Origin of the sequence: Corallococcus sp. CA041A (genome assembly GCF_003612075.1) — a bacterium.
Classification (GTDB): Bacteria; Myxococcota; Myxococcia; order Myxococcales; family Myxococcaceae; genus Corallococcus; species Corallococcus exiguus.
This window is the reverse complement of sequence record NZ_RAWF01000042.1, coordinates 20,394-43,857: the sequence shown is the minus strand read 5'-3', so window position 1 is coordinate 43,857 and position 23,464 is coordinate 20,394. Positions and strand designations below refer to the sequence as shown.

General features: G+C 68.5%; 24 protein-coding genes. 16 read left to right on the top strand and 8 right to left on the bottom strand.

Going from position 1 to position 23,464, the window contains the following annotated elements; genetic code table 11:
• The 5 genes from folE to D7V77_RS10240 form a co-directional block, all read left to right on the top strand.
• Positions 1-586 (top strand): GTP cyclohydrolase I (gene folE / locus D7V77_RS10260; RefSeq protein ID WP_233596790.1); only part of this gene is annotated, 586 nt, incomplete at its 5' end.
• The gene (locus tag D7V77_RS10255; RefSeq protein WP_120576081.1) at positions 583-2,010 is read left to right on the top strand and encodes an FAD-binding oxidoreductase; all 1,428 of its coding nucleotides are present in this window, start codon (positions 583-585) and stop codon (positions 2,008-2,010) included. The genes folE and D7V77_RS10255, both read left to right, overlap by 4 nt.
• Positions 2,011-2,240: 230 nt before the next feature.
• Positions 2,241-2,981: an RNA polymerase sigma factor RpoD/SigA gene (locus D7V77_RS10250; protein WP_120565939.1), complete on the top strand. Its 741-nt coding sequence runs from the start codon at positions 2,241-2,243 to the stop codon at positions 2,979-2,981.
• A gap of 148 nt (positions 2,982-3,129) precedes the next feature.
• Positions 3,130-3,870 carry a tetratricopeptide repeat protein gene (locus tag D7V77_RS10245; RefSeq protein WP_120576080.1) on the top strand — a complete coding sequence of 247 codons (741 nt, stop codon included), beginning with the start codon at positions 3,130-3,132 and terminating at the stop codon, positions 3,868-3,870.
• Positions 3,867-5,735 (top strand): long-chain fatty acid--CoA ligase, encoded by a 1,869-nt coding sequence (locus D7V77_RS10240; RefSeq protein WP_120576079.1) that lies wholly within the window; start codon positions 3,867-3,869, stop codon positions 5,733-5,735. Before D7V77_RS10245 ends, D7V77_RS10240 begins: the two co-directional genes overlap by 4 nt.
• Positions 5,736-5,868: 133 nt before the next feature.
• Here the strand turns inward: D7V77_RS10240 and D7V77_RS10235 are convergent, their stop codons facing one another.
• Both D7V77_RS10235 and D7V77_RS10230 read right to left on the bottom strand, forming a co-directional pair.
• Positions 5,869-6,105, bottom strand: a complete 237-nt coding sequence (locus D7V77_RS10235; RefSeq protein ID WP_120576078.1) for a twin-arginine translocase TatA/TatE family subunit — start codon at positions 6,103-6,105, stop codon at positions 5,869-5,871.
• A gap of 78 nt (positions 6,106-6,183) precedes the next feature.
• Positions 6,184-7,233: a sensor histidine kinase KdpD gene (locus tag D7V77_RS10230; protein WP_120576084.1), complete on the bottom strand. Its 1,050-nt coding sequence runs from the start codon at positions 7,231-7,233 to the stop codon at positions 6,184-6,186.
• Between the two features lie 208 nt (positions 7,234-7,441).
• Between D7V77_RS10230 and D7V77_RS10225 the strand changes: the two genes are divergently transcribed.
• The 9 genes from D7V77_RS10225 (at position 7,442) to D7V77_RS10185 (ending at position 14,468) form a co-directional block, all read left to right on the top strand.
• Positions 7,442-7,816 (top strand): response regulator, encoded by a 375-nt coding sequence (locus D7V77_RS10225; RefSeq protein WP_120576077.1) that lies wholly within the window; start codon positions 7,442-7,444, stop codon positions 7,814-7,816.
• A gap of 100 nt (positions 7,817-7,916) precedes the next feature.
• A complete protein-coding gene (locus tag D7V77_RS10220; protein ID WP_120576076.1) occupies positions 7,917-8,246 on the top strand; it encodes an SCP2 sterol-binding domain-containing protein in 330 nt (109 codons plus the stop codon).
• 91 nt (positions 8,247-8,337) lie between these two features.
• Positions 8,338-9,516 (top strand): CaiB/BaiF CoA-transferase family protein, encoded by a 1,179-nt coding sequence (locus tag D7V77_RS10215; RefSeq protein ID WP_120576075.1) that lies wholly within the window; start codon positions 8,338-8,340, stop codon positions 9,514-9,516.
• Between the two features lie 146 nt (positions 9,517-9,662).
• On the top strand, positions 9,663-9,959 hold the full coding sequence (locus tag D7V77_RS10210) for a hypothetical protein (protein WP_120576074.1): 297 nt from the start codon (positions 9,663-9,665) through the stop codon (positions 9,957-9,959).
• On the top strand, positions 9,956-10,915 hold the full coding sequence (locus tag D7V77_RS10205; protein ID WP_120576073.1) for a ferritin-like domain-containing protein: 960 nt from the start codon (positions 9,956-9,958) through the stop codon (positions 10,913-10,915). Before D7V77_RS10210 ends, D7V77_RS10205 begins: the two co-directional genes overlap by 4 nt.
• Positions 10,915-11,280: a holo-ACP synthase gene (locus D7V77_RS10200; protein ID WP_120576072.1), complete on the top strand. Its 366-nt coding sequence runs from the start codon at positions 10,915-10,917 to the stop codon at positions 11,278-11,280. Before D7V77_RS10205 ends, D7V77_RS10200 begins: the two co-directional genes overlap by 1 nt.
• Positions 11,281-11,320: 40 nt before the next feature.
• Positions 11,321-11,767: a thioesterase family protein gene (locus D7V77_RS10195; RefSeq protein ID WP_120576071.1), complete on the top strand. Its 447-nt coding sequence runs from the start codon at positions 11,321-11,323 to the stop codon at positions 11,765-11,767.
• On the top strand, positions 11,764-12,681 hold the full coding sequence (locus tag D7V77_RS10190; protein ID WP_120576070.1) for an alpha/beta fold hydrolase: 918 nt from the start codon (positions 11,764-11,766) through the stop codon (positions 12,679-12,681). The genes D7V77_RS10195 and D7V77_RS10190 overlap by 4 nt, the downstream gene beginning before the upstream one ends.
• 35 nt (positions 12,682-12,716) lie before the next feature.
• Positions 12,717-14,468, top strand: a complete 1,752-nt coding sequence (locus D7V77_RS10185; protein ID WP_120576069.1) for an AMP-binding protein — start codon at positions 12,717-12,719, stop codon at positions 14,466-14,468.
• A gap of 21 nt (positions 14,469-14,489) precedes the next feature.
• Here D7V77_RS10185 and D7V77_RS10180 read toward each other — a convergent pair whose 3' ends face one another.
• From D7V77_RS10180 to D7V77_RS10165, 4 genes are read right to left on the bottom strand one after another with little or no spacing between them, the layout of a single operon-like run.
• Positions 14,490-15,599, bottom strand: a complete 1,110-nt coding sequence (locus tag D7V77_RS10180; RefSeq protein WP_120576068.1) for a hypothetical protein — start codon at positions 15,597-15,599, stop codon at positions 14,490-14,492.
• Positions 15,600-15,651: 52 nt separating this feature from the next.
• Positions 15,652-16,215, bottom strand: coding sequence for a MarR family winged helix-turn-helix transcriptional regulator (locus D7V77_RS10175; protein ID WP_120576067.1), 564 nt, complete (start codon positions 16,213-16,215; stop codon positions 15,652-15,654).
• Positions 16,215-19,364 (bottom strand): efflux RND transporter permease subunit, encoded by a 3,150-nt coding sequence (locus D7V77_RS10170; RefSeq protein ID WP_120576066.1) that lies wholly within the window; start codon positions 19,362-19,364, stop codon positions 16,215-16,217. The genes D7V77_RS10175 and D7V77_RS10170 overlap by 1 nt, the downstream gene beginning before the upstream one ends.
• 36 nt (positions 19,365-19,400) lie before the next feature.
• Complete coding sequence (locus D7V77_RS10165) at positions 19,401-20,501, bottom strand: efflux RND transporter periplasmic adaptor subunit (RefSeq protein ID WP_120576065.1); 1,101 nt, start codon at positions 20,499-20,501, stop codon at positions 19,401-19,403.
• 332 nt (positions 20,502-20,833) lie between these two features.
• Here D7V77_RS10165 and D7V77_RS10160 point away from each other — a divergent pair, with 332 nt between their 5' ends.
• Positions 20,834-21,973, top strand: coding sequence for an acyl-CoA dehydrogenase family protein (locus D7V77_RS10160; RefSeq protein WP_120576064.1), 1,140 nt, complete (start codon positions 20,834-20,836; stop codon positions 21,971-21,973).
• Here D7V77_RS10160 and D7V77_RS10155 read toward each other — a convergent pair whose 3' ends face one another.
• Together D7V77_RS10155 and D7V77_RS10150 are read right to left on the bottom strand one after the other, a co-directional pair.
• Positions 21,974-22,261 carry a hypothetical protein gene (locus D7V77_RS10155; RefSeq protein ID WP_120576063.1) on the bottom strand — a complete coding sequence of 96 codons (288 nt, stop codon included), beginning with the start codon at positions 22,259-22,261 and terminating at the stop codon, positions 21,974-21,976.
• 51 nt (positions 22,262-22,312) lie between these two features.
• Entirely contained in the window at positions 22,313-22,720 is a 408-nt protein-coding gene (locus D7V77_RS10150; RefSeq protein ID WP_120576062.1) for a hypothetical protein, read from the bottom strand.
• Between the two features lie 80 nt (positions 22,721-22,800).
• Here D7V77_RS10150 and D7V77_RS10145 point away from each other — a divergent pair, with 80 nt between their 5' ends.
• The gene (locus D7V77_RS10145; RefSeq protein ID WP_120576061.1) at positions 22,801-23,442 is read left to right on the top strand and encodes an RlmE family RNA methyltransferase; all 642 of its coding nucleotides are present in this window, start codon (positions 22,801-22,803) and stop codon (positions 23,440-23,442) included.
• The last annotated feature ends 22 nt before the right edge of the window (positions 23,443-23,464 follow it).

Sequence of the window (23,464 nt, the reverse complement as noted above, 5' to 3'; positions counted from 1 at the left end):
CCCCGACCCCGCCGGTATGGCCCGGGCGGTCCGCGACTTCCTCACCGCCGCGGGGCTCGACCTCCAGGACGTGAACCTGCTGGACACGCCCACGCGCGTGGCCGACGTGTGGGCGAACGGCTTCCTAGACGGCTACGGCCGCACGCCCGAAGAGGCGCTCGGGAAGACGTACCCCGCGCCCGCGGACTCCTCCGGCGAACTGGTGGTCGTGACGGACCTGCGCTTCCACTCCATGTGCCCGCACCACCTGCTGCCCTTCACCGGCCGCGCGCACGTGGCCTACGTGCCGGGTTCGCGCGTGGTGGGCTTCGGACGCATCGGCGCGCTGGTGGATGTCTTCGCGCACCGGCTCATCCTCCAGGAGGACCTGGCCCGGCAGGTGGCGCGTTCGCTCGCCCGAGTGCTCGACAGTCCCGCCACCGCCTGCATCCTGGAAGCGGAGCAGGCGTGCCTGCGGCTGAGGGCCGATCACCAACGCGACGCCGTCACCCACGCGGAGGCCTATGAAGGACGCCTGCGCCGCGACGGCCCCCTGCGCCGCGAGCTGTGGGCCCGCGTGGGGGCTCGCACGGGAGCGGGCCGATGAACCCCGCCTCCCAGACCTTCGAGCGGGTGGCGCCCGAGCGCGTGGCGAAGGTGCTGGAGGCCCTGGCGGACGTGCTGTCCCAGGGCCAGGTGAAGCGCGACGAGTCCACGCTCGACGCCTACGCGCGCGACGAGTCCGACAGCGGCGTGTACCGGCCTGACGCCGTCCTGCTGCCGGAGACCACCGCGCAGGTGTCCGCCATCTTCAAGGCGTGCCAGGCACACGGCGTGCCCTTCACCCCCTGCGGCGCGCGCAGCGGCAAGAGCGGCGGCTCGCTGCCCCTGAAGGGCGGCATGGCGGTCAGCCTGGAGCGCATGAACCGCATCCGCTCCATCTCCAAGGAGGACCTCACCGCGGTGGTGGAGCCCGGCGTGGTGACGGGCGACCTGATGAAGGCCGTGGAGGCCCAGGGCCTCTTCTATCCGCCGGATCCGAACTCCTGGGAGTTCTGCACGCTGGGCGGCAACGTGGCGGAGAACGCCGGCGGCCCGCGCGCCCTGAAGTACGGCGTCACGCGCGACTACGTCATCGGCCTGGAGTGGGTGATGCCGGACGGCGAGGTGCTGCGCGTGGGCCGGCGCACCATCAAGGGCGTGGCCGGCTATGACCTGGTGGGGCTCTTCGTGGGCTCCGAGGGCACGCTCGGCGTGGCCACTGAAATCACGGTGCAGCTGATTCCGCTGCCCCGCCAGGTGATGACCGCGCTGGTGGTGTTCCCGTCCGTGCTGGACGCGGCGCGGGGCGTCTCCGCGGTGCTCGCCGCCGGCATCCTGCCGCGCTGCCTGGAGCTCATCGACGAGGTCGCCGTCCAGGCCATCGTGCACCGGGGCAGCTTCCAGTTCCCCCCGGACGCGGGCGCCGCCCTCATCGCCGAGGTCGACGGCAACACTCCCGAAGGCGTGTTCGCGGAGCTCCAACTGTTGGGGGACATCTGCACCCAGCACGGGGCCACCCAGACCCTGGTGGCCCAGGACGAAGGTCAGCGCGAAAAGCTGTGGGCGGCGCGGCGGATGATTTCCCCGGCACTGCGCGCGCTCAAGCCAGCCAAGATTTCCGAGGACATCGTGGTACCCCGCTCGAAAATTCCCGAGATCATCGAGCGGCTGAAGAAGATGGGCGCGGAGCTGGGGCTCACCGTGGCCACGTATGGCCATGCGGGCGACGGCAACCTGCACGCCAACATCCTGTACGAAGGTCCCAGCCAGCGCCCCCTCGTGGACGAGGCGCTGCGTCGCATGCTGGTGCTCACCGTGGAGCTGGGGGGCACCATCACCGGTGAGCACGGCGTGGGGCACGCGAAGCGGGAATATCTGGCGCTGGAGCAATCGCCCGCGCTGTTGGAACTGCAGCGCCGCCTGAAGGTCTTTTTCGATCCATCAGGTCTGCTCAATCCCGAGAAAATCTTCCCCGCGCTCAAGCGTTGAAGACTTCGTGACCGGAAACGTAGGTGCTGTCCCACCCGACACGTCACGCGCTTCCAAGGGCCCGGAAGTGCGAGTGCGTGACGGGCATTTGACAAGGGTGAGAGGGCGAAACGCTCTTCTTGGAAGGAATGAGAAACCCTTTCCGCCGTTGCGCGTCCTAGTGACAGGTGGACGCGGTTCGTCGGGGGATTCATCGCGTCCGGCAGTTTCGAACGGAAGGACGGGAAATCATGGCCAACTCGACGAAGTTCGCGGCAGAGGGCCTTTCGCATTACCTGCGTCACCTGGGCGGCCACCAGCAGCTCACGCGTGAACAGGAGTACGAACTGGCTCGCCAGGCCCGCAAGGGTGACGAGAGCGCCCGACAGACGCTCGCCAGCTCCAACCTCGCTTTCGTGGTCGCCGTGGCGAAGAAGTTCGCCAACCGCGGGGCCCGCCTGGACGACCTCATCCAGGAAGGCAACGTCGGCCTCATGAAGGCCATCGAGCACTTCGACCCGAAGAAGAACGTGCGCTTCGCCACCTATGCCGTGTGGTGGATCCGCGCCTACATCACCCGCTATCTGAAGGACAACCGCAGCCAGGTGCGCGGCGGTGAGGCGGAGCGCGGCAGCATGGTGGACTTCTCGCTGGACGCCACCATCGACGAGGAGGGCGAGACGACCTTCCTCGACCGGCTGGAGGACGGCGGTCCCTCCCCGCAGGAGACGTTCCTCTCCCGCGAGCAGGACACCGAAATCCAGGATGCCCTGTCCAAGGTGCGCAAGCGCATTGGCGACCTGGGCTGGGACATCCTCCAGGAGCGCCTCACGCAGGACAAGCCGCTGACGCTGGAGGAGCTGGGCCAGCGCTGGGGCGTGTCGCGCGAGCGCGTGCGCCAGGTGGAGCTGAAGACGAAGAACTTCCTGGAGCGCTACCTCATCGCCTTCAACGAGAACGAGGAGCACACCGCCACGGCCGACGCGGCCTGAAGCGCCAAGCGCGAAAGGCAGCATCTGTTGCATCGATGACGGGACCTGGCGGGGTGTTCACACCTTGCCGGTCCCGTCTTCGTTTTTGCCGCGCTGCGTCTGGCACGTTCGGTTGATGGTAGGCGAGCGTGCGTGCTAAGGCTTTTCGATGCGCTTGAAATTGCTTGCCCTTTGGGTGCTTTGGGCCATCCCGGCGAACGCTGCGGATCCCGCGCTGCTCGACCAACTCGACGCGTTGTACGCGAAGCGCAGTGACGCGGAGTCCGTGAAGGCGCTGGACAAGGACGTGTCCGAGGCGCTGAAGGCCGCGCCGGACGACTTCGAGCTGGCGTGGCGAAAGGCGCGCATCCTCCAGTGGCAGGCGGACGGCGCCACGGAGAAGAAGCTCAAGATGGTCCTGGGCAAGCAGACCTGGGAGGCCGGGGACAAGGCCTCCAAGCTGCAGCCCGCGCGCGTGGAGGGCTACTACTTCGCCGCCTGCGGCATCGGTTCCTACTCGCAGGCCGTGGGAATCATGAAGGCGCTGGGCGACGGGCTGGAGGGCAAGTTCAACGAGCGCCTGGACACCGCGCTGAAGCTCGACGCCACGTACGAGTACGGCGGTCCCTGGCTGGTGAAGGGGCGCTATTTCTATGAGCTGCCCTGGCCGAAGCGCGACCTGGGCAAGTCCGCCGAGTACTACCAGAAGGCCATCGCCAAGTTTCCGCAGTCGCTGCGCGCGCACTACTACCTTGCCGAGACGTTGCTGAAGGACGGCAAGGCGAAGGAAGCGAGCGCGGCCGTCGAGAAGGTCAAGCAGGGAAGCACCGCGTACAACCCCGCTGAGGGGCAGCGCGTGCAGCAGTGGGCCAAGAAGGTGGATGCCGACATCCAGGAGGAGCTCAAGTGAGGGCAGAGAGTCAGGTCACGACGGCTCCCGCGGCGGGCGGGACGCAGGAGCAGAACCTCGTCCAGTTGCTCGTTCAGCGGGCACAGAACGCCTCCAAGGTAGGCGTGACGCACAAGAAGGACGGACGCTGGCAGGACGTCACGTTCGCGCAGGTGCTGGAGGACGTGAAGGCGCAGGCGGCGGGCCTCATCGCCCAGGGCGTTCAGCCCGGGGACCGGGTGGCCATCTTCGCCAACACCAGCTTGCAGTGGATCATCGCGGACCTGGCCATCAGCGCGGCCCAGGCCATCACGGTGCCCATCTATGGCTCCAACACGCCGGATGAGTGCCGCTACGTCCTGAACCACTCGGAGACGAAGCTGCTGCTCGTCGACAACGACGAGAAGGACGCCAAGCAGGCGGGCCGCCTGTCCCGCGTGCGCTCCAAGCTGGGGGACATCCCCACGCTGCAGAAGATCGTCGTCTTCGAAGGCCCCATCTCCGGCGACAAGGAGATGTCGCTCGCGGACATGGTGGCCTCCGGCAAGGGCCAGCCGCAGGCGGCCGAGTCCGCGTTCACCGAGCGCGTGTCGCAGGTGAAGTTGGACGAGACCAACATGCTCGTCTACACCTCCGGCACCACGGGCGACCCCAAGGGCGTCATCCTCACCCACGGCAACTGGGCCTATGAAGCGAAGGCCACCCAGGCCATGGGCATGATGAAGCCGGAGGACTCCGTCATGCTCTTCCTGCCCCTGGCGCACGTGTTCGCCCAGGTGGTGAAGGCCGCGTGGCTGTCCATGGGCTTCCGGCTGATCATCGCGGAGTCGGTGGACAAGCTGCTCGCGAACCTGGCGGAGACGCGCCCCACGGTGCTGCCGTCCGTGCCGCGCGTGTTCGAGAAGGTCTACAACAACGTCGTGGCCAACGGCTCGGCGGCGCCCGGCGTGAAGGGCAAGCTCTTCAAGTGGGCCTTCGGCCTGTTCGACGAGTACTCCGAGGCCAAGGGCCAGGGGCGCGAGTACGACACGCTGATGTTCAGCCTGGCGAAGAAGCTCGTGTTCTCCAAGGTGCGCAAGACGCTCGACGAGAAGCTGGGCGGCAACATGCGCATCTTCATCTCCGGCGGCGCGCCGCTGTCCCGGAAGATCGCCTACTTCTTCGACCTGCTCGACCTCAAGGTGCTGGAGGGCTACGGCCTCACGGAGACGAGCGCTCCGTGCAACGCCAACCGGGTGGAGAAGATCAAGATCGGTACCGTGGGCCCGCCGGTGCCGGGCACGGAGATCAAGATCGCCGCGGACGGTGAGATTCTCGTGCGTGGCCCCTGCGTGATGAAGGGCTACTACAAGAACCCCGCCGCCACCGCGGAGGTGCTGGATCCGGACGGCTGGTTCCACACCGGTGACATCGGCGAGGTGGACTCCGACAGCTACCTGCGCATCACCGACCGCAAGAAGGACATCATCGTCACCGCGGGCGGCAAGAACGTGGCGCCTCAGAACATCGAGAACACGCTCAAGACCTTCCCGCTCATCAGCCAGGCCATGGTGTACGGCGACAAGCGGCCGTTCCTGGTGGCGTTGATCACCGTGTCCGAGGACCCGGCGCGCAAGCTGCTGGAGGACAAGGGCATCGCGGTGGGCACCTACGCGCAGAACTCCCAGCGGCCGGAGATCAAGACGGCCGTCGAGGAGATCATCAAGAAGGTGAACGCGGAGATTCCTCCGTACTCCAGCATCAAGAAGATCGCCGTCATGGACGCGGACTTCACGCAGGAGTCCGGTGAGCTCACGCCCACCCTCAAGGTGAAGCGCAAGGTCGCCAGCCAGAAGTACATCAAGACCATCGACGCCATGTACGAAGGCGCGAAGGTCATGGACTGACGCACCAAAGCCCGACGCCCGTCCGAGGCCGCTTTCGAGCGGTCACGGTACGGGCGTCACGGGTGAACGTTCAGCGATGTCTTTTTGCCGTCAGGGGCGGGGCCTTCCCGGGCCCACCCGGACGGAACCGCAATCAGGCGTGGTGGCTGGGCGACTTGGCGGCGACGTCCTTGTCCACGGTGGTGGACGCGGACAGCGTGCCGGTCTTCTTGTCGCCAGCGTCGTCCTTCTCCTCGTCGCTGGAGAAGCCGCGCTTGAAGTTGCGGAGCGCGCTGCCCAGGGACGAGCCGAGCTGCGGCAACCGCGAGCCGCCGAACAGCAGCAGCAGCGCCGCGAAAATCAGAAGAATCTCAGGAAGCTTCAATCCCATGGCTTCGCTCCTCACGAAATGCGCGAGGGAGCATACCGGTGGGAGGTGGGTCGCGCTAGCAACTCCGCCGGCCAGGGCTCACGCCTGCCAGCCCGCTGGATGCCCGAGTTCCGCTGGAAGCGATAAGGGCAACGTGAGGAAGAGGGTGGTGCCGCCCGCGTCCGCCTGGGCGCCCACCTGGCCGCCGTGGGCCTCCACCTCCTGCCGGGCCAGGAAGACGCGCAGCGGATCCTCCAGCTTGCGCTCGCGGAAGGCGCGCTCCTCGCACTGGAAGACAGCGGTGATGTCCTCTTCTGGAACGGCCGCGCCGTCGCGGCGCACCTCCACCCGCACCTGGTGACCCAGGCGCTCGGCGCGCACGTGGAGCGCCTCGCCCGGCTGCGCGCGCGCCAGCAGGTGGTGCACGAAGGCCTCCACCGCGTGCTGGATGCGGCCCGAGTCCACGGTCACGTCGGGCAGGTCCGGCAGCGTGTCCAGCACCAGCTCCACGTTGGCTGCGGACGCCGCGGCCCGCGTGCGCTCCACCGCGGCATCCAGGATGGGCAGGAGCGCCTGGCGCTCGCGCTCACACGCCAGCGCGCCCAGGTCCGCGCGGCTGGAGTCGAAGAAGTCCTGGGCGAAGGAGAGCGCCCGGTCCGCGTTGCGCAGGATGGTCTCCAGCCCCCGCTGCGCCTTGGGCTCCAGCGGGATGCGCCCGTTGAGCAGCAGCGCCGCGTACGAGCGGATGTTGGCCAGCGACCCGCGCAGGTCGTGCGACGCGAGCGACAGGAAGCGCACGCGGTCCTCCACGCGCTCGCCTGACGGTGAAGCCTGGGGCACCTGGGGTGAACCCGGCTCCGCGCTCCAGGGCACCGGCAGCGCCCAGACCAGCCGTCCGCCGTCCTCCAGCGGCTCTTCGCCCACCAGGACGGTGCGCTCCTGGCGCTCCCACAGGTTGCGCTCGCCGTCCTTGCGGCGGAAGCCCACGGCGGCCATCAGCCCGTCGATGCCTGTGACGGCCGGCAGGGGAGGCAGGGCCTCCAACCCCAGGTAGTCCAGGAGCAGGGGACCGAGCAGGCGGGGTGTCCCTTGACGGGGCAACAGCGCGAGCCCCGGTGCGGTTTCGTTGCCTCCAGCCGTCTCCCCCATCCACGTCACGCGGACCTCCCCTGGCCGAGCCTCGAATCACCGGAAGGGTGGGCAGTGACTGTCGGTTTTGCAACGGGCTCCCTCTCCGTCCGCGGGACCCTTGATTTCTTGCACCCGGGGGGCCAGTGATGGTGGAAGATCGACCTCCGGAAGCGGTATCGAGGAGACACCTCTGACCTCGCTCAACGCACAGCATGCTGAAGCACCCGTGGTGCTCGTCGTGGACGATGATCCCGACATCCTGGAGGCCCTCTCCGAGATTTTGGAGGCCGAAGGCTTCGAGATCCGCCGTGCCCGCAACGGCAAGGAGGCCCTGGAGCGCCTGGAGCCGGACCCTCCGCACCTCATCCTCCTGGACCTGATGATGCCGGTGATGGACGGCTGGGAGTTCGCCCAGCGCATGCGCCAGAAGCCTGCCTTCGCGGGCATCCCCATCATCGTCCTCAGCGCGGACCGCAACGTCGGCAGCAAGGCGAAGGACATTGGCGCGATGGGCCACCTGGCCAAGCCCTTCGAGCTCAACGACCTGCTGTCGATGGTGCGACAGTCCCTCAGCCCCTCGGCGGACACCTCTCGCGTCTGAGCACGCCTCCCGTGGCCGTGCTTGACCGGAGCGGTGGGGCACCACTACGGTCCGCGCAGGGCTGATTCACCAATCAACGCTTAAAACCAAGGAGCGAGTCATGGCGACCGCGAAGGACATCATCGAGGGGCAGATTCCCGAGAAGCTTCAGGCGAAGCCGGAGCTGGCGAAGGACATCAACGCCATCATCCACTTCGACGTCTCCGGCGACGGTGGCGGCAAGTGGACGCTGGACACCACCAAGACGGAGGGCTGGGTGTCCGAGGGTCTCAACGGCGCGTCGAAGATGACCGTCACGGTCAGCAACGACGACTTCGTGAAGATCCGCGAGGGCAAGCTGAACCCGCAGATGGCCGCCATGCAGGGCAAGCTCAAGTTCAAGCCGATGGACATGGGCCTCGCCATGAAGCTGGCGAAGCTGCTGTCCTGAGCCTCTGAGTCTCGTGTCGTACCGACGGCGCGTCACCCTGATGGGGACGCGCCGTCTGCATGTCTCCATCTCCCCCTGGAGCCCCCCTTTCATGTCTGAGCCGTCTTCCCCCCTCGCGGGCCTGCGGGTGTTGGACCTGTCGCGCCTCTTGCCCGGCCCGTACGCGACGCTGGTGCTCGCGGACCTGGGTGCCACCGTGGACACGGTGGAGGACCCGGACGTGGGGGACGCCACCCGCCACATGCCGCCGCACCGCGAAGGGGAGGGCGCGCTCTACTACGGGCTGCACCGCAACAAGCGCTCGCTCACGCTCAACCTCAAGACGCCCGAGGGCCGTGACGCGCTCCTGCGCCTGGTGTCCCACTACGACGTGCTGGTGGAGAGCTTCCGCCCTGGCGTCATGGACAAGCTGGGCGTGGGCGAGGCGGTGCTGCGCCAGAAGAACCCGCGGCTCATCTACTGCGCCATCTCCGGCTACGGCCAGACGGGGCCGGACCGGCTCAAGGCGGGGCATGACCTCAACTACGTGGCCCGCGCGGGCCTGCTGGGCTACGGCGGAGAAGCCGGTGGCGCGCCCGCGTTCCCGGGCGTGCAGATGGCGGACATCGGCGGGGGAAGCCTCTTCGCGCTGGTGGGCATCCTGGCCGCGCTGCATGAGCGCGAGCGCACCGGCGTGGGCCGCTTCGTGGACGTGTCCATGACGGACGGCGCGCTGGCGTTCCTCCACCTGCACCTGGCCTCGCGCCTGTTCATGGGGAAGGAGGGCTCACCGCTCCAGCGTGGAAGCGAGGCGCTCAACGGCGGCTTTCCCAGCTACGGCCTGTATCGCACCGCGGACGACCGCTGGCTCGCGGTGGGCGCGCTGGAGCCCAAGTTCTTCGGCTCGCTCTGCGCGAAGCTGGGCCGCCCGGAGCTGTTGGACGACGCGTACTCCGGCGGCGAAGCCGGCGCGCGCGTGAAGGCGGAGCTCACCCGCGTCTTCGCGAGCCAGCCCCTGGCGCACTGGCGTGAGCAGCTCTCCGGCGCGGAGTTCTGCGTGGAGCCGGTGGCGGAAGGCGACGAGGTGCTCGCGGATCCGCAGCTGCGCGCGCGCGGCCTCTTCGTGGAGACGGATGATGCGCAGCGCGGCATTCGCGTTACGCACCTGCTCACGCCGCTGCGCATGGGCGACGTCGCACTGCGTCCACCGCCCACGCTCGGACAGCACTCGCGCGTCATTTTGGAAGACGCAGGTTTCACGGCCGAAGAAATCTCGCGCCTGATTGCATGAATGACGCGTGAAACGAACCCGTGAGGACGGGTTCGTACGCGGATCCAAAGTGACCCGTTGATGATTGACAGGTCTGGAGCCACAGTTAGTCTTTCCTGTTTTAGACTGGGAAATCGACTTTCAAGCCCTGGGAAGGAAGGTCCCCCGTGCCCGACGCACAGGAGCTCGAGTCATATATCCGACGGAAGTTCGCGGAAAACGTGGGTTTCACGGAAGAAGAGTTGTTTTCCGAAGACCTCACACTGTCGGCGCTGATTACACGCTCAGAGCGCATGACCAACAGCGTGGACTTGATGGAAGCCTTTGCCCGCACCTCCAACGGGTTGCGCAAGGATTATGGACTGAGAGTTCGCCTGCCGGCACTGTCCCTCGATACACCCGTGTCCAAGGTCCTGGCGGTGTTCATGGGTGAAGTCACGAACCCGGAGCGGAAGTCGGCATGAGCGTCCTCGCGCGCAGCCTCGAGCACGAAGAAGCGACCGTCACCCCCCCCAAGGTCCTCTCGCCCGAAAGCCGCCCGGCCATCCAGGCGGAGCTGTACGAAGCCCTCACCCAGCGGGGGCGGTCCCTGGTGGACATCACCTGGGAGCAGCAGCGGCTGCACGAGTCGCGGCGCTGGAGCGTGGTGGAGCTGCTCTCCCACGTGGACTTCGCGCACGTGGGTGAAGCCGACCGGCACCTGGTGTGGAACGCGGGGCGGGCGGAGCTGACGACGAAGCCGGGCGCGGACCGGCTGGAGCGGCTGGCGGATCAGGAGTGCCGCCGGTGGCAGGAGAAGAACCCCACCGTCGCCTCCATCATGCAGGCGTGCGGCACGTGGAGCCGCTACTGGAACGAGGAGGAGGCGCACCACGAGACGGCGTTCAACCGCCTGTCCTCGGTGCTGGGGCTGGAGCCCATCACCGACGCCACCTTCATCGAGTTCCGCAAGGTCTTCCCCGACGACGACATGCTGCGCACGCTCACGCTGCTGTCCATCTCCGAGGTGGTGGCGGCGGTGGACTACGGCCAGTGCTCGCAGATGGTCCAGGACCCGGGCCTGCGCGCGCTGTTCAAGCAGGTGGCCGCGGACGAAGTGCAGCACATGAACTACTTCATCGCCTTCGCCAAGGCGCTGGTGGACAGCGGCGCGTACAAGGCGAAGGAGGCGTTCGCGGTGGCGCACCTCTTCCTTCGCGACGGCGGCGAGGTGCACGGCAGCAAGCGCGAGCGCGTGGAGAACCGCGATACCCACGTCAACTGGTGGGATCAGCTGGAGCACCGCGAGAGCTTCTATGCCCCGGACGCGCTGCGCAAGAAGGAGCAGCTCATCTTCCACGCCCTCAAGCGCATCACCGGCATCACGGTGGCGTCGCGAGAGGAGCTGGAGGACACCTGGATGGACCTCGTCGGGTGTTGATGGGCCTGGGCCACGACCTCCAGGCCATCTCGGAGCTGGAGGCCGCACGGGCCCTGCGGGAGCCGGACGTCTTCTTCACCGCCGCGGAGCTCGCCCACTTCGAGCGCGCGGCGGATCCGGTGCAGAGCCTGGCGGCGGGCTTCAGCGCGAAGGAGGCCCTCTTCAAGGCGCTGCCCGCGGTCGCCGGTTGGTTCTGGACGGACGCCGAGCTCGTCCACGACGCCCGGCACGCGCCGCGCTTCCAGTTTCACGGCACGCTCGCGGAGCACCTGGCGCGCGAGGGCCTGCAGGTCTCTGTATCGCTGTCGCATAGCGGAGGGTTCGTCTCGACGGTGGTCATCGTGACGCGCGCTCCGTCCCCCTGAAGTCGCTGTCATCCCCCTGGCAGCCGAAGGACATCCCCCCGTGCACTTCGAAGAGTCGTCACTCACGCTGCGCGTGCGTCCCAATGACCTGGACATCCTGGGGCACGTGAACAACGCCACCACGCTGGAGTACCTGGAGGCCGGCCGTTGGGCCTGGCTGGAGCGGCAGGGGCTGACGCGCGGGGGGCCGGTGGTGGCGGTGGTGTCGCGCGTGGAGGTGGACTACCGCCGGGAGATTCCCCCGGGCGACGTGGTGGTGCACACGGAGCTGGAGTCGCCCGCGGCGGACGAGCTGGAGCCGGACGGCCTCAACTACCGCGCGCGGTTCCGTCAGCGCGTGTTCCTGACGGTGGGCGGGCCGGTGGCGGTGGAGGCGCTGGTGAGCGTGGCCTTCCTGGACGCGCGGGCCCGGTCGCTCGCGTCGCTGCAGCAGTTCCTGGATGCCGCGCGCGCCCCGGTGGCCCCTGTCGAGGATCCGCGCCCATGAGCACGAACGTGAAGCCGGAGCTCGCGTCGCTGGAGTTCTGGGTGCCCACGTCCCAGGAGCACGCGCTGCACGTCGTGGAGGCGCGCCTGTCCGGGACGCCGGACTCCGCGCCCGGCATCCTCTTCGTGCCGGGGCTGTTCTCAGACGGCCGCTTCTTCCTGGGCGGGCAGGGGGATGGGTTCGCGCGCACGTTCGTGGACGCGGGCTGTGTGTCGTACGTCGCGTCCCTGCGCGGGCATGGCAAGAGCCGCTGGCCCGCGAAGCGCGCGTACAACTGGAGCTTCGACACATACGTGCGCCACGACATCCCGGACCTGGTGCGGGCCGTGCGCGCGCGTCACACCGGGCCGCTGTTCCTCCTGGCCCACAGCATGGCGGGCTACGCGGCGCTGGCGGCGCTGGGGGTGGACCCCTCGCTCCAGGCGTCGCTGTCCGGTGTGTGCACGCTGTCCTCGGCGGTGAACGACTACAGCGACGGCGGGTTCAAGAAGCGCTTCCAGCTGGGCTTCTCGTCCACGGTGGCGGGGATGTTGGGGCGCTTCCCGGCGAAGGCGCTGAAGCAGGGGCCCTGGGACGAGCCGGCGGGCGTGATGCGTCAGTTCACGGACTGGGCGCCCACGGGCGCGTTCCGGAGCACGGATGGCGCGACGGACTACTGGAGCGCGCTGGGCAACGTGACGCTGCCGGTGTTCGCGGGCGTGGGCTCGGCGGACGTGTTCCATGCGTCACCCCAGCGCGCGCAGAAGCTGGTGGCCCACCTGGGCAGTGCCCGGAAGGATCTGTTCGTCCTGGGGCGCGCGCAGGGGCTGAGCTGGGACGCGGGCCACTTCGACGTGGTGCGCGGAGAGCGCGCCCGCGCGGAGGTGCTGCCTCGCGTACTCGCGTGGATGCGCCAGGTGGCGCCCTCGCACTGAAGGACTGAAGGACCCGGAGGAGGGGAGTTTTTCGCATGCTCGACATCATCCAGCGACTGGAAGCGGTGGACCCTCGGCGCGGCCTGTTTCTCTACGACGACTTCGTCGGGCCGCCAGAGTTCGTGCCCTACCGGGAGTTCGCCTCCCGGGTGGCCGGGGCGGCGGAACACTTCCGCGCGCGCGGCGTGGCGCCGGGCACGCGCGTGGTGCTGCCCTTCGAAACCTCCTCGTCCGTCATCTTCGCCTTCCTGGGGTTGATGGAGCTGGGCGCGGTGCCCCTGTCCGTGAAGCCGTACATCCTGAGCACGCCGAAGGGCCCCTACCGGGACTTCCTCGCGCGCATCCGCGAGCGCTATGGCGCGCTGCTCGTGCTGGACGTGCCCAGCATCGCTGGACTGGAGCTGCCCCTGGAGCGCCTGCCGCCGCCGCCCACGGGCGCGAAGCGTCCCGGGGTGAAGCTGCGCGAGGTGGCGCCCGGGGAGCTGGCGTTCGTGCAGTTCTCGTCGGGGTCCACGTCGTTCCCCAAGGGCGTGCCCATCACCCAGGAGAACCTGGCCGCGAACCTGCGGATGATCATCCGGCACGACAGCCGCACGTCCGAGGACCGGGTGACGAGCTGGCTGCCGCTGTACCACGACATGGGACTCATCGGCGGGCTGCTCACCTGCATCACGGTGGGCAATGATCTGCTGTTGGCCCAGCCCGCGTCGTTCCTGATGGACCCCATGGGCTGGCTGGAGCTCATCTCCTCCGAGAAGGTGATGGGCTCCGTCATCCCCAACTTCGCCATCGACTACGCGCTGAAGTCGCTCAAGTCGGCGGACGCGGATGACTTGAAGCGGCTGGACCTGTCGCGTGTGCAGAGCATCTACCTGGGCAGCGAGCCCATCAACATCCCCAACCTGGAGCAGTTCCTGGACATCCTCGCCCCGTGCGGCCTGCGGCGCGACGTGTTCATGCCCTGCTACGGCATGGCGGAGACGGTGCTGATGGTCGCGAGCGTGCCGCCGCGCCAGACGGTGCGCGTCATCACCGCGCCCAACGGCCAGCCCGCCATCTCCGTGGGCCGCCCGCTGACGGAGTTCGAGGTGCGGCTGCGCGCGGAGGACGGCCGGTTGTGCGGCGAGGGCGAGCTGGGCGAAATCGAGTTGCGCGGCGGCAGCCTGGCGCCGTCGTACTTCCTGGACGACCGGCCCCTGCGCGGCGACGACGGCTACTACGCCACGGGCGACCTGGGCTTCCAGAAGGAGGGCGAGCTCTTCATCACCGGGCGGATCAACGACCGCATCAAGGTGAACGGGCAGAGCTTCTTCTCCGCGGACTTCGAGCAGGCCGTGGAGCGGCTGGGCTTCATCCGCCCGGGCCGCACCGCCGTCATCCAGGTGAAGGGCCGTCTCGTGGTGCTGGCGGAGGTGAACCACCCGGCCGCGTTGGAGCGCCTGGAGGACAGCCGCAAGCAGGTCTGCCAGTCGGTGCTGGAGACGGTGGGCGTGACGCTCGCGAAAGAGGACGTCCTCTTCATCCGCTACGGCCAGCTCCAGAAGACGAGCAGCGGCAAGCTCCAGCGCCGCGCCATCACGGAAGCCTATGAGCAGGGCCGCATCCGCACCGTGACGCCCATGGAGTTGCGCGCGGACCTGCTCCAGATGCGCGCGCAGCGGCTCGTGCTGGGCTCGGTGATGGTCGCGCGGCAGCGGGGCCGCCGGTGGATGGCCTCCGGGAAGGCGGCGCTCTCCGCGGGACTCCTGCGGCTCAAGCCAGGAGGCCAGCGTCAGGACGGGCCCTGAGCGGCTCCAGAGCCTCGGGCCTCAACGGGCCTTCGCGGAGGCCCACAGGTCCCAGCCGCGCGCCGCGTGGCACGCATCGCCCACCAGGTCCAGGGCGAGCTGGGGCTGCGTCTTGGACAGCGCCTCCGTGTCGCGGAAGGCGCCCGTGGCCTCCAGCCTCAGCGTCGCGTGCTCCAGCGCGGCCTTCGCCTCCGCTACCGCCACCGCCTGCGCGGGCGTGGGCTTCCAGCCCGTCTCGTCCCGGTATCGCCCCAGCGCCTCCAGGAAGTGGCCGTGGAACTTCACCATCTGCACCAGCACCGGGATGCGGTACGCGGGCGCGGCGGTGAGCGCGGCCTCGTACTGCCGCGCCTCCGAACCCAGCCGGTACACCAGCACGTCCACCTGCGCGTCCAGCCGCGGGCCCCACGCCTTTCGCACGGCGGGGAAGCGCGCCCAGCCCGCGACGGCCTGGAAGAAGTGGAGCCCGCCGCACGGGTGCGCGTAGATGCCCTGCTTGTTCTTGGGCACCTGGGGAAGGCCTGCCTTCATGCCTCGGAGCAGCTCCGCGTTCGCGGACTCCAGCGTGGCGAGCGCGGTGTCCATCACCGCGTCCATGCGCACCGTCTCTCCCGCGCTGTTGACGAACGAGCCCCCGGGCTCCAGCACGTGTGACAGCGCGTCCAGCGCCCACGCACCGTCCGGCGACGCGGCGAGCGCGGGGCGGAAGTCGTGCTGGAGCGACGCCACCAGCTCCCGCAGCGTCACCTTGCCCCACGCCGTGGGGAACGCATGCGAGCGCGGGTAACCCGCGAGCAGGAAGGTCTTCACCTGGAGCGCCGGGTGGGGCTCCACGGGCGTGCCGTCCGGGGTGAAGGCGTCGAAGAAGTAGCGGGCCGTGCCTCCCGCGTCGGGGGCGTCGCGGCGCAGGTACCCCGCGACGATGGCGTCCGAGGCCGCGCGGCCATCCCGCGCGCGGAAGGACTTCCCGTCCAGGTCCATGCCGTGCGCGAGCGCCCAGGGTCTGGACGGATCCGCCCCGTGCGTGCGGCACTGCGCGTGGAGCACCGCGGACGCGGAAGGGGCGGCGGGGGAGGGCGGGGGAGCAGCGCTCAGGCCAAGCCCGAGCAGGGCCACGAAGGAGGGGAGCATGGGCGCGGGCAGTGTCGCAGCCCGCGCCCATCCACGCACCTGGGTGCCCTCTTCAGCGCGGCGGGGCGCCGGCCTTCATGCGGGCGAGCATCCGCTCGATGATTCCGAACAGCGCCTCGCGGTCGTCCTCGGGAAGCAGGCCCATCAACCGTCGGATGCCCGCGTCCGTCATCAACTGGATGACCTTGTAGATTTCACAACCCCGGTCGGTGAGCTTGGCGGTGACGGCGCGCCGGTCCTCCGCGTCCCGGCCGCGCTCCACCATGCCCATGTCCTCCAGGCGGTCCACCACGCCGGTGATGGTCTTCTTGGTGATGCCGATGCGCTGCGCCAGCACGCCCACCTGGATGGGGCCGTCCATGCCCAGCCACCCAAGCGCGTGCACCTGGGTGGGGGTCAGCCGCATGTCGTCGCAGAGGCTCGCCAGCGGGTCCCTCAGGGAGCGGAAGTGGGCCAGCTCCCGGATGAGCCCCATGAAGCGGCGCGAGTCCGGCGTGGACTGGTCCCCATCCTGGAGCAGGCGCTCCATCACGGCCTTCTCGTCAGCGGCCTCGTCCTTCCCCTCGGAGCGCACTTCGGACTCCGAGGGGGAGGTGATGGAGGTGGGTCGGCGCATCAGGCCGTCTCCACTCGAGCCGCGGCCGCAGCGGCCTCCCGCTCACGGTCCTGGTTGGACGGACCGTGCGCCGGGCCGGAGCCCCCCGCGAAGCCCGTGTCGCTGCCCTTGTCGCGCTTGAAGCGCGCGGCCAGCTGATCCAGCAGCGAGTACACCACCGGCACCACGCCCAGCGTGAGGAACGTGGAGGTGACGAGGCCTCCGATGATGGTGATGGCCATGGGCGCGCGCGTCTCCGCGCCGTCGCCCTTCGCGATGGCCACCGGGATCATGCCGGCGATCATCGCGATGGTCGTCATCAGGATGGGGCGCAGACGCACCGGAGCGGCCTCGAGGAGCGCCTCGTGCGCCGTGCGGCCCTTCTCACGGACCTGCAGCGTGAAGTCCACCAGGAGGATGCCGTTCTTCACCACCAGACCCATGAGCATGATGACGCCGATGAGGGCGAACATGGACATGTACTGGCCCGTGATCAGCAGGCCGCCAATGGCCCCGATGAAGGCGAAGGGCAGGGACAGCATGATCGTGAACGGGTGGATGAGGCTTTCGAACTGCGCCGCGAGGATCATGTAGATGAGGATGATGCCCAACAGCAGCGCGGTGCCGAACGCGGCCACGGACTTGCCCAGCTCCTTCGCGTTGCCTTCCAGTTCGCCCACGACGCTCTTGGGCAGTTCCGTGGAAGCGTAGCCCTGCATGTAGGTGATGGCGTCGGAGAGCGCGTAGCCCTCCTTGAGGTTCGCCAGCATGGTGATCTGCCGCCGCTGCGCCTGGCGGTCGATCTGCACCGGGCCCTCGGCGGGGACGATGCGGCCCAGGTTGCGCAGCTCCACCAACTGCCCGGACGGCGCACGCACGGCCAGCTGGCCGAGCGCGTCCGCGGAGGCCAGCGTCTCCGGCGGCAGGCGCAGCTTCACCTCGTACGTCTCACCGCCCTCGCGGTAGTCCAGCACCTTGTCCCGGCCCAGGTAGGACCGCAGCGTGGCGCCCAGGGACGCGGCCGGCACGCCCAGCGTGGCCGCGCGGTCGCGGTCCACCTGCACGTCGTACTGCGGCTTGCCGGAGCGGTACGTCATGTCCACGTCGGTGAGGCCCGGGTTCTTGAGCATCGCCTGTCGCATCTTCTCCGCGGACTCCGTCAGCTCCTTCCAGTTGTCGCCGCGCAGGTTGAACTGCACCTGCTGCGAACGCGCGCCACCACCTGACACCGCGGCCACGTCCTGCACGGCCACCACGACACCCGGGGGCGCCTTGATGGTCTGGCGCAGGTAGGCCTTGAGCTCGCTCTGCTTGAAGGCGCGGTCCTTCACCGGCTTCAGGTTGATGAGCACCTCACCCTTGTGGACCTCCTCCTGCACACCGCCACCGGCGGTGGTGAACGTGGAGGCGATGCCCGGCAGCGACCGCACCTGGGCCGCGAAGGTGTCCAGCTGCGTCTGGGTCTGGTGGATGGTGGACCCGATGGGCAGCTCCACCGTCAGCTTGATGTTGCCGTTGTCCTGCTCCGGGATGAACGTGAACTTGAGGAAGCGGGCCATGCCGAAGGTCGCGAGGAGCACCACCACCGCGACGACCATCGTGAGGGCGCGCTGCCGGAGGATGCCACCCAGGATCTTCCGGTAGCCGTTCTCCATGCCCACCAGCACCTTCTCCACCGCCGCGGAGATGCCCGTCGGGTGCCCGTGCTCACGCAAGAGGCGCGAGGAGAGCATCGGCGTGAGCGTCATGGACACCACGTAGGAGATGAGCGTGGCCACCGCCACCGTGACGCCGAACTGGTAGAAGAACTTGCCGATCATGCCGTCCATGAAGGCCACCGGGATGAACACCGCCACGATGGCCAGCGTCACCGCGAGCACCGCGAGGGCAATCTGTCCGGCGCCCTCCAGCGCGGCCTGCATGGGCGAGGCGCCCTCTTCCATGTGACGGACGATGTTCTCGATGACCACGATGGCGTCGTCGATGAGCAGACCGATGGACAGGGTCAGCGCGAGCATCGTGATCATGTTGAAGGTGAAGCCCAGCGCCGCCATCACCGCGAACGTACCGACCACGGACACCGGCAGCGCGATGGCCGCCACGATGGTGGAGCGCAGGTTGCGCAGGAACACCAGCACGATGAGGACGGCGAGCACGCCGCCCAGGATGAGGTCCTCCTGCACCGCGTGGATGGACGAGCGGATGAACCGCGCGTTGTCCGTCACCGTCTCCACCTGGATGCCCGCGGGCAGCGTCTTGTTGATGTCCGCGAGCGACTCCTGCACCAGGTCCGCCACCTGCACGGTGTTGGAGCCGGACTGCTTGCGCACCACCATCGCCACCGCGCTGCGATCGCCGCTCTTCGCGCCCGAGCGCTGCTCGGCGGGACCGTCCACCACCTCCGCGATGTCGCGCACGCGGACCGGCGCGCCGCCGGAGCTGGTGATGATGATGTTGCGGATGTCCTCCACGCTCTTCGCTTCGGAGGTCAGGCGCACCACGCGCTCACGGCCGCTGTCCATGCTGCGGCCGCCAGGGACGTCCAGGCTCTGGGCCTTGAGCGCCTGGCTGACATCGCTGATGGCCAGACCGAAGCCGCGCAGGCGGTTCGGATCCACCACCAGCTGGATCTCCCGCTCACGGCCACCGACGATGTCGATGCTGCCCACGCCCTGGTTGCGCTGGAGCGCCGGCTTCACGATGTCGTCCGCGATGCGCGTCAGCTCCTCCACCGGCAGGGCGCCCGCGAGCGCCAGCGTGATGATGGGGGCGGCGCCGATGTCGAATTTCTCGACGACGGGCGTCTCCACCTCATCCGGCAGCTTGCTCAACGTGGCCTGGACGCGGTCACGCACGTCCTGCGCCGCGAGGTCCACCTTGGTGGACAGCTTGAACTGCACGACGATCTGCGAAACGCTCTCCAGGTTGATGGACTTGAGCGTGTCCACGCCGTTGAGCGTGTTGAGCGCCTCCTCCAGCGGGTCGGAGACGTTCTTCTCCATGCTCTCCGGGTCCGCGCCCGGGAGGACGGTCGTCACGGTGACGACGGGGAAGTCGACGTCGGGGAACTGATCCACGCCGATCTTCGGATAGGCGAACAGGCCGAACACCACCACCGCCAGCATCAGCATGGCGGTGAAGATGGGCCGTGAAATGAAGGTCTTGAGCATTCAGATACCCAGGGAAGAAGAGGGGAGGAGGGACCGCTACTGCGCGACGCGCACGGCGGTCCCCTCCTTGACGTCCAGCGAAGCGTCGGCGAGCACGCGCTCTTCCGCCGTCAGGCCCTGCAGCACCTTCACGTAGCCGGGAAGCACGCGCTGCACGCGCACGTCGCGCTTGCGCACGGTGCCGTCCTGCACCACCCACACGAAGCCGTCCTGGCCCTTGCTGCTGACGGCCTGCGCCGGCAGGAACAGGCCGTTGCCCGCGTCACCCGCGGCCTTGGAGAAGTCCATCTCCACCAGCGCGCCGGGACGCAGCGGGTGCTCCGTCTTGCCCGTCACGTCCGCCAACACCTCCACGGTGCGGCTCTGCGCGTCGATGACGGCGCCCACGTTGGCGACCTTCGCCTCGAAGCGCATGCCGCTGGGGTTCACGGTGCCCGGCGTCACGATGCCCGGCGCCACGTTGTCGATGACGGACTCCGGCACCATCATCCGGATCTCCAGCCCGTCCGCGTCCACGATGGAGAACACCGGGGTGGAGGGCGTCATCGCCACCGAGTCACCCACGTTCTTCGTGCGCGCGGTGATGACGCCGTTGAAGGGCGCCACGATGCTGTGGTCCCGCAGGTTCTCCACCGCCAGCCGGTACGCCGCGCCGGCCTGGGCCGCCTGGGCCGCCGCCTGCTTCTGGCCGATCTCCGCCTGCTCCAGCGCGTTGGCCGCGACGCCGCCGGACTCGGCGACCTTGCGCATGCGCTCCAGGTTGCTGGAGGCCAGCTGCAGCCCGGCCTCCGCCATGTCCTTGGCGGCCTTCGCCTGGTCCACCGCGATGGACACGTTGGACGTGTCCAGCTGCGCCAGCACGTCGCCCTTCTTCACCTTGTCACCCACCCGGACGTTCACCTTCGCGAGCGTGCCCGTCGCCTGGGGGCCCAGCACGGCCTCCTGCTTGGAGCGGACCTGTCCCGTCACGCGCGTCACGTTCTGCTCCAGCTCCGTGGCCGGGGTGATCGCCTTGACGCCCAGCGCGTTGGAGCCTTCCTGCTGAGTCGGAAGCTGCGCCTTCTCCGCGCCCGCCTTCGAGCACCCCGCCGTCGACACCGCCACGGCCACCACGGCAGCCAAGATTCGCTGATTCACGCGTCCGAACTCCTGCCGGGTCGCCGGCGGGACACCCGCCCTGGCACCTGCTCCGGCTAATTCTTTGTGGGCTAGAAATTACCGACGCTCGATTATCTGTCAAGAGGATACTCCGGAGTGCGGACTATCCACTCCCCAGTCATCCTGCGGGGTTGGCTGCCTGCCCCCCAAGCCTTCAGACTTCTTCACAACACTGGAGCCGGCGCGCTGCGTCACCAGGAAGGCGGGCGTCAGGCGGGGTGGGGACGCGGGGCGTTGCTTGTGGCTGACGGTGGGCGCCTGTTATTGACTCGCGAATCAACCCGCAGCGGGACAACCCCCAAGGACTCGCGATGCTCAATCCGTTCACCGAGGAGCACGAGGCGTTTCGCAGGTCGGTGCGCGCCTTCGTGGAGAAGGAGATGGCGCCCTACGGTCTGGAGTGGGACCGGGCGGGCATCTTCCCGCGCGAGCTGTTCAAGAAGTGCGGCGAGCTGGGCTTCCTGGGCATCAGCCACGACCCGAAGTTCGGCGGCAGCGGCCTGGACTACTGGTACGTGACGGCGTTCGCGGAGGAGCTGTCGCGCAGCCGCAACGCGGGCGTGAACATGGCGCTGCTGGTGCAGAGCCAGATGGCCACGCCCATCATCAGCGAGATTGGCACCGACGAGCAGAAGCGCGAGTTCCTGGAGCCCGCGCTCAAGGGCGAGCGCATCGCGGCGCTGGGCGTGAGCGAGCCGGGGTGCGGCTCGGACGTGGCGAGCATCAAGACGACGGCGCGCCGGGACGGCGACGACTACGTCATCAACGGCTCCAAGATGTGGATCACCAACGGCACGCGCGCGGACTTCATCACGCTGGCGGTGCGCACCGGTGAGGAGGGCTACGGCGGCATCTCGCTGGTGACGTTCCCCACGGATGTGAAGGGGTTCAGCATCTCCAAGAAGCTGGACAAGATTGGCAACCTGTCCTCGGACACGGCCATCCTCTACTTCGAGGACTGCCGCATCCCCGCGCGCTACGTGCTGGGCGAGGAGAACCAGGGCTTCTACCACATCATGACCAACTTCCAGGGCGAGCGCCTGGTGGGGGCCATCACCACGGTGGGAGGCATGGACCGGATGCTGGAGGACGCCCTCCAGTACGGCAACGAGCGCGAGGCGTTCGGCCGGCCGCTGATCAAATTCCAGGTGTGGCGCCACAAGTTCGTGGAGCACCTGACGGCGGTGGAGGCGGCGCGGCGGCTCAACTACTACGCGGTGGACCTCTACGACCGGAAGGAGAACCCGGTGAAGGAGATCTCCATGGCGAAGCTGTTCGCCGGAGACCTGGCCCAGCGCGTGGCCTACGACTGCCAGCAGTTCTTCGGCGGCATGGGCTACATCGAGGAGACGCCCATCGCGCGGATGTGGCGCGACGTGCGACTCATCACCATCGGCGGCGGCACCTCCGAGGTGATGAAGGAGATCATCTCCAAGCTGTACGGCTTCTAGCTACTTCCTGCCGAAGAGGGCCTCCGCGGCGCTGACCATCGCGTCGCGAGAGGCCTTCTGATGCAGGCCGCCTTCGCCCAGCTGGAAGAGCTCGCAGAAGTTGGCCTCGTCCTTGTCGCGAGGCGCTTCGGCGAAGGGCTCCTTGCAGGCCTTGGCCACGGACTCGTCGAAGTGCCGGCAGTTGCGGCACGAGCGCAGGTCCTCCTCACAGCCGGGACATGTGTCGCGCCGGCCGACCTGGTTGGCGATGATGTCGAGTGCGTGTCCGCAGTGCGCGCAGCCGGGCATGGTGGTCCTCCCCGTCAGAAGCTGACGGGGGCATCCTGCCAGAGTCTGTGTCTACCGCTGGACGCTGGTCGCGAACGCCGGGGCGGGCAGGGAGGAGGCTTCCTGGGGCCGGCGCAGCTCGCCGGTGGCGTCCAGGAGCTGGTCGTCCAGCCGCTTGAGGAGGAAGAGGACGTAGGCGGACAGGCCGGACAGGACGGCGGCCATGATGCCCAGCAGCATGCCGCGCTGCCAGCGGTGGGCCTGCTCCATCACCCCACGGCGTTCCTTGAAGGTCTTCAGCTGGGCGTCCACCGAGGTGCCGTCCAGCTTCTGGGCGAAGTCGGAGGCCTGGGCGCTGCCCCGGGCCATCAGCCAGCGCCCTTCGGCCTGCAGGGCCTCGGCGCGCGCGTAGCAGAAAGCCGCTCCGCCCGCGAAAAGCAGGGAGATGCACAAGGCCGCTGTCACGCTCCGGGTGCCCATGCCACCAACCCTCCGGCAAATCCGTGGGCGCGGCCAGCCGACAGGCCGCGACTGCTCCGGCTTTCCGAAGACAGTAGCGGATGCTAGGGACGGCTTCTGACATGGGCAAGCCCTACCGTCCTAAAGACCACTATTTCCAGAAAGCCAAGCAAGAGGGACTGCGAGCGCGTTCCGCGTTCAAGGTCGATGAGATCCTCAAGCGCTTCCCCGGGTCCGTGAAGAAGGGCGCGGCGGTGCTGGATCTGGGCGCGGCGCCCGGCGGGTTCCTCCAGATATTGGCGGACGCGGTGGGGATGCACGGGCGCGTCATCGGCGTGGACATCTCGGCCATCCGTCCCTTCTCCCAGAAGTGGGTGACGACGGCGGTGCTGGACGTGCTCGCGGACGACTTCGACGCGAAGCTGGCCGCGCTGTACGACGGCCCCTACGACGCGGTCATCTCCGACATGGCGCCCAAGACGTCCGGCATCAAGGGCACGGACGAGGCGCGCAGCCTGCGGCTCGCGGGCAAGGCGCTGGAGGTGGCCGCCACGCGCGGCCGGCCCGGCGGCACGTTCGTGGCCAAGGTCTTCATGGGAGGCGACTTCGAGGCCTTCCGTGACGAGGTGCGGCAGCACTTCGAAGAGGTGAAGATCGTCCGTCCGGAGGCCACGCGCGGCGCCAGCATGGAGGTCTACGTGGTGGGTCTGCGGCGCCGGGCCCCGGCGCCGGCTGCTTCCTGAAACAGAGAAGGGACCGCCAGGG

Bases quoted from the DNA above. Each gene is read 5' to 3' on its own strand.
- D7V77_RS10255 (WP_120576081.1), top strand. From the start codon at position 583: ATGAACCCCGCCTCCCAGACCTTCGAGCGGGTGGCGCCCGAGCGCGTG.
- D7V77_RS10250 (WP_120565939.1), top strand. From the start codon at position 2,241: ATGGCCAACTCGACGAAGTTCGCGGCAGAGGGCCTTTCGCATTACCTG.
- D7V77_RS10245 (WP_120576080.1), top strand. From the start codon at position 3,130: ATGCGCTTGAAATTGCTTGCCCTTTGGGTGCTTTGGGCCATCCCGGCG.
- D7V77_RS10235 (WP_120576078.1), bottom strand. From the start codon at position 6,105: ATGGGATTGAAGCTTCCTGAGATTCTTCTGATTTTCGCGGCGCTGCTG.
- D7V77_RS10230 (WP_120576084.1), bottom strand. From the start codon at position 7,233: ATGGGGGAGACGGCTGGAGGCAACGAAACCGCACCGGGGCTCGCGCTG.
- D7V77_RS10220 (WP_120576076.1), top strand. From the start codon at position 7,917: ATGGCGACCGCGAAGGACATCATCGAGGGGCAGATTCCCGAGAAGCTT.
- D7V77_RS10215 (WP_120576075.1), top strand. From the start codon at position 8,338: ATGTCTGAGCCGTCTTCCCCCCTCGCGGGCCTGCGGGTGTTGGACCTG.
- D7V77_RS10205 (WP_120576073.1), top strand. From the start codon at position 9,956: ATGAGCGTCCTCGCGCGCAGCCTCGAGCACGAAGAAGCGACCGTCACC.
- D7V77_RS10200 (WP_120576072.1), top strand. From the start codon at position 10,915: ATGGGCCTGGGCCACGACCTCCAGGCCATCTCGGAGCTGGAGGCCGCA.
- D7V77_RS10190 (WP_120576070.1), top strand. From the start codon at position 11,764: ATGAGCACGAACGTGAAGCCGGAGCTCGCGTCGCTGGAGTTCTGGGTG.
- D7V77_RS10185 (WP_120576069.1), top strand. From the start codon at position 12,717: ATGCTCGACATCATCCAGCGACTGGAAGCGGTGGACCCTCGGCGCGGC.
- D7V77_RS10180 (WP_120576068.1), bottom strand. From the start codon at position 15,599: ATGCTCCCCTCCTTCGTGGCCCTGCTCGGGCTTGGCCTGAGCGCTGCT.
- D7V77_RS10175 (WP_120576067.1), bottom strand. From the start codon at position 16,215: ATGCGCCGACCCACCTCCATCACCTCCCCCTCGGAGTCCGAAGTGCGC.
- D7V77_RS10170 (WP_120576066.1), bottom strand. From the start codon at position 19,364: ATGCTCAAGACCTTCATTTCACGGCCCATCTTCACCGCCATGCTGATG.
- D7V77_RS10160 (WP_120576064.1), top strand. From the start codon at position 20,834: ATGCTCAATCCGTTCACCGAGGAGCACGAGGCGTTTCGCAGGTCGGTG.
- D7V77_RS10155 (WP_120576063.1), bottom strand. From the start codon at position 22,261: ATGCCCGGCTGCGCGCACTGCGGACACGCACTCGACATCATCGCCAAC.
- D7V77_RS10150 (WP_120576062.1), bottom strand. From the start codon at position 22,720: ATGGGCACCCGGAGCGTGACAGCGGCCTTGTGCATCTCCCTGCTTTTC.
- D7V77_RS10145 (WP_120576061.1), top strand. From the start codon at position 22,801: ATGCTAGGGACGGCTTCTGACATGGGCAAGCCCTACCGTCCTAAAGAC.